Origin of the sequence: Methanobrevibacter sp. (assembly GCF_045577275.1) — an archaeon.
Classification (GTDB): Archaea; Methanobacteriota; Methanobacteria; order Methanobacteriales; family Methanobacteriaceae; genus Methanobrevibacter.
This window is the reverse complement of the sequence record NZ_JAZNIB010000218.1, coordinates 1-4,020: the sequence shown is the minus strand read 5'-3', so window position 1 is coordinate 4,020 and position 4,020 is coordinate 1. Positions and strand designations below refer to the sequence as shown.

At 32.8% G+C, this 4,020-nt stretch carries 5 protein-coding genes and 1 pseudogene; 2 read left to right on the top strand and 4 right to left on the bottom strand.

Features of this window, described 5'->3' with window-relative positions; translation table 11 throughout:
- Positions 1-182: pseudogene (locus ACKI67_RS06275) on the bottom strand (DNA-binding protein); the annotation flags it as partial.
- A gap of 200 nt (positions 183-382) precedes the next feature.
- On the opposite strand from ACKI67_RS06275, the gene ACKI67_RS06270 reads away from it, so the two are divergent.
- Together ACKI67_RS06270 and ACKI67_RS06265 are read left to right on the top strand one after the other, a co-directional pair.
- The gene (locus tag ACKI67_RS06270; protein ID WP_407462592.1) at positions 383-1,360 is read left to right on the top strand and encodes a transcriptional regulator; all 978 of its coding nucleotides are present in this window, start codon (positions 383-385) and stop codon (positions 1,358-1,360) included.
- 16 nt (positions 1,361-1,376) lie between these two features.
- Positions 1,377-1,544: a hypothetical protein gene (locus ACKI67_RS06265; protein WP_407462591.1), complete on the top strand. Its 168-nt coding sequence runs from the start codon at positions 1,377-1,379 to the stop codon at positions 1,542-1,544.
- Positions 1,545-1,605: 61 nt separating this feature from the next.
- Here the strand turns inward: ACKI67_RS06265 and ACKI67_RS06260 are convergent, their stop codons facing one another.
- The 3 genes from ACKI67_RS06260 to ACKI67_RS06250 all read right to left on the bottom strand — a co-directional run bounded on the left by ACKI67_RS06260 (position 1,606) and on the right by ACKI67_RS06250 (position 3,867).
- Complete coding sequence (locus tag ACKI67_RS06260; RefSeq protein WP_407462590.1) at positions 1,606-2,037, bottom strand: nuclease; 432 nt, start codon at positions 2,035-2,037, stop codon at positions 1,606-1,608.
- A gap of 60 nt (positions 2,038-2,097) precedes the next feature.
- Positions 2,098-2,928: a formate dehydrogenase accessory sulfurtransferase FdhD gene (gene fdhD / locus ACKI67_RS06255; RefSeq protein ID WP_407462589.1), complete on the bottom strand. Its 831-nt coding sequence runs from the start codon at positions 2,926-2,928 to the stop codon at positions 2,098-2,100.
- Between the two features lie 123 nt (positions 2,929-3,051).
- Positions 3,052-3,867 (bottom strand): hypothetical protein, encoded by an 816-nt coding sequence (locus tag ACKI67_RS06250; RefSeq protein WP_407462588.1) that lies wholly within the window; start codon positions 3,865-3,867, stop codon positions 3,052-3,054.
- Between the last annotated feature and the right edge of the window lie 153 nt (positions 3,868-4,020).

Here is a 4,020-nt window from a genome sequence, read left to right as displayed (position 1 = left end):
CCATTTCCCCTTGTCTTGAATCTTGCAAATGGATTTAAACGAATAAGCCTAGGAAAATCCATTATTTCGATATTGCATTCCCTGAATTCGTTCAGGATGGCTGATGCAAGAAATGTTGTGCACATCCCATCCGGAGAGTCTGTATCGTCTATTCCTATATAAAAATAATCCATATGAATCACTGAAAGTCTGCTATGACCATTAAAGAATTGTTAATCAGTAAAAGATTAACTATTAATAATCAAAAGTCTAAAAAATTAAATAGTCAATTTTATATTAATCCTAAAAGATAATAATATTATTAAAATTTATTTAAACTAATTAATAAAAATTATCTTAAAAATTTAAAAAAACTATCAAAAAACGAGGCAATCCTATGGCAATAACTAATAGGAATCAATTAATACGAGAAGTTTATCAACTGCTAAACAAAGAGGGCTTTGAAACATCCAACATTTATGAACAAAGCTGTTTTGATATAGTGGCTCGTAAGAAATTGCTAATTCTACTTTTAAAAGTCCTCGTCAACATAGATAGTATCAATGAATCCCATGTTGAAGAGATAAGACAAATCTCCCATGTTTTCTTGGCTAGCCCAATCATCGTAGGGGTTAAATCCAAAAACCACATATTGGAGGAGGATGTTGTATACGAAAGGCATGGGCTTCCTGCAATTGGACTTGAAACCCTTAAAAACATGATCGTTTACGATGAATATCCTGAAATTCTTGCAGACCGTGGAGGATATTATGTTCAAATCAATGGAAATGTTCTAAAGGAATATAGGGAAGAGTATAACCTATCATTAAAGGACCTTGCTGATTTGGCTCATGTTTCAAGAGCTACCATGTACAAGTATGAAAATGGAATGGTAAGGGCAAATACTGAAACTGCAATGCTTCTTGAAGAGATCTTGAATACAAAGATTACCCTTGACATCGACCTTTTCGAACCTTATCAGGAAGACATTAAGCTGAAGGCAGATACAAGCAGTTTGAACCAAACTCAAGGAACCAATGCACAGAATTTGGCAAAATTAGGTTTTGGTGTTGTTTCAACCAATAAAAGTCCATTTGATGCACTTGCAAAAGCTGAAATAGCTACAAGAAAGAAAGAACAAACACCACTCATTGCTAACTTGAATGTTCAGGATGACCAAAATACAAAAACATTGAAAAAAATGGCAATCAGCTTAAAGGACCTTTCTCTTGTAACATCTTCAGATTCATTCTTTGTGCTTAATGATGACAGAATTAAAGACTCAATTGACGGAATTCCAGTCATAAAGTCATGGGAAATGAAAGAGTTTGAGAATTCCAAAGAGTTCTTGAAATTGATTAAGGAAAGAAGAAACAATTAATTAAAAAGGTGAAAATATGGACCTTCAAAAAAATAGAGGAATGATTATTCTTATTGTTGCATTGATATTGGCAGTTATCCTAACCTTTTACGTTGGAGTCGTAAATCCAATCATATTGGGATTAGGAATTCTTGCAATAATTGTAATCATATTAAACATTTACCTTGAAAAGGTGAAAAAATAATCCAAATTCAAAACAAAATTTAAAAAATCATATTTTAGAAATTTTAAGAAAAAAGGAAGATTTAGGATTCATCTTCAATGTCACATGGCTTAATCCACTCTTCCTCACCATTCACCAGAGTTACAATTGCATCTATAATGCAATGCGGATTCCATCCGACCACAGCATCCGCTTTTTCAACTATTTCTTCTATAACATATTCCACACCAAAGGAACGGACAAAAAGCAATGGAATCTCATATTCCTGTGATTTGTCAATCAGTTCATCACAGATTTCCTTATTTTGATGATAAAGACCATACAATAATACGATCACGTCTATTTTTTCAAACAGCTCATCGTTCAACTCATTATCCTGATTATTGTATTCATTCCATAAGAAGTCAGTTTGACTGTTTATCCTTTCCTTATAGAATTCATATTCATTATAGGAATCAATTCCTTTGCTTATAAGAAGATTATAAACCTTATTTTTTTGATTTTCATCTGACATAGAATCACTTTATTAATTATAACAATAGTTATATCATTGATTAAAAAAATATAAAAAGAATCATTTATCCAAATCGATTCTTTCTGTAGCAGTATAAAGATTAAATCTGTCACCACGTACAAATCCAACCATAGTGATGTTTCCCTTTTCTGCAATATCATAACCTGATCCTGCAGGAGCTGCATTTGAAACCAAAATAGGGATACCTACCCTGACGACTTTAATAAGCATGTCTGCAGGCATTCTGCCACTATAGCATACATAGCATTTGGATAAGTCAAATCCTGCCTTTGCTGCTGCACCAATCACCTTATCAACAGCTACATGACGACTTACATCTTCACGGGTAATGAACTGGTCACCATAAACCAATTGTGCAACATGAACACTACCAGTCTCTTGCCATATTTCTGCCTTAGCTGTAAGCCTTTTCATGTTTTCTGTAATTTCTGTTGCATTAACAACCAGATCAGATTCCACAGGTTCAATTGTTTTAAGTTCGCTTCTCCATCCTCCTGCACTATCAGACATCACACCTTGATATTCCAAGAGTCTGCATGCACAGGCATGTTTGGCTCCGCCTTCCTTTTCCTGAACAAGATCATCACTTTCAAGGTCTATTTCTGGAGTGTGCATATGGACCGTTTTGATGATGACCTTCTTATCATCAACTTCAATGCTTTCAATCTCATCAACAGATTTTACCAATCCATCCCCTAAGCAATATCCTACGGCGAAATCATCCAAATCTGCAGGATATGTGGAAAATTTCCGTGGCTGAAGGAAGTCTATATAGAAATAGATGTTTTCATCTTCAACTGTTTCTTCTTCAACATGCTCATATTTCCCATTTTCCCATCTGATTGCAGGAATCTTCTTAATGAACTCCATTTTCCTCACCTTAAAACGAATAATATCAATAATTTTCTTAATTTTCAATATTATTTTTAATCTACAATATAATTTATAACAATAGTTATATTTATAAATTTACATAAATTTATATTAAATTTATTAAATCTCTTTTAAAATGTTGAATGATTCCTCTGCCTCTCTTTCACTTGCAATACCGACAGAAACCATATCAGCAAAATCCAATGTATTAAGGAAATTGAAAGCTTCCTCTGGTTTTTGAATACCAACTGCTAAAATCTTATTGATAATGATTTTCTTATCAATCTTTTCAAGCATTGAATTAAGTTCTTCTCGCTTATCTGATCTGAAATCCGGAACATCCATCATGTATCCAAGCTTGTTAACTGGAATCATGTAAAAGTCAAACAAGCCCTTATCTTCGAGAATAGGGGAATCGATTAATTTCTCACTTGTTTTAAATGGGAAAGAAGTGATTATTCCTGCTGGAACTCCTGCACCATTGATCTCATCCAAAATCTCAGTTATGAAATCCCAATCATATGTGTCTATAAGGAACTCATCAACAAGCATCACAGAGTTATCGAATTGGGCAAGGTTTTCAATGTCTTCCTTCCAGGTAGCTTCCATCTTTGCCTGTTCATAATTTGGGAAAACATAATCCATTTCTGTCTTTCCGATTGTGGAAACGGATTGCATTTCAACTCCATTGTCACAAGCCATTTTGAATGCCTTAAGGAGATTTTCCTTGTTTGCCAAATTAATAGATCTTACACCACAATCATAAGATTTTTCAATGATCTTGCTTACATTGTTCGGGTTTCTAAGCAAGTCCAAATTGTATAAACGAGTCCTATGTCCAAAATAAGCATCTGCAAGAAATGGAGCATTTCCTAAAACTACACGAGGGATTGATTTTCCTTTGAATTCTAAATCTTCGTTAAAAATAATAAACACGACCTAATTGAAATTGATTAAAGTTTTTTATCTAAAATTAATTTTTAAAATAATTATAAATCTAAATAGCAATTTAATTTAAATAATTATTATATTTATCGAAAAAAATTAAAAAAAGAGACAATGAGAATGACAATAAAATAAAAGATAAAG

What these genes read in the sequence shown, in the direction of transcription:
- ACKI67_RS06265 (WP_407462591.1), top strand. Translation starts at nt 1,377, where the DNA reads ATGGACCTTCAAAAAAATAGAGGAATGATTATTCTTATTGTTGCATTG.
- ACKI67_RS06260 (WP_407462590.1), bottom strand. Translation starts at nt 2,037, where the DNA reads ATGTCAGATGAAAATCAAAAAAATAAGGTTTATAATCTTCTTATAAGC.
- fdhD (WP_407462589.1), bottom strand. Translation starts at nt 2,928, where the DNA reads ATGGAGTTCATTAAGAAGATTCCTGCAATCAGATGGGAAAATGGGAAA.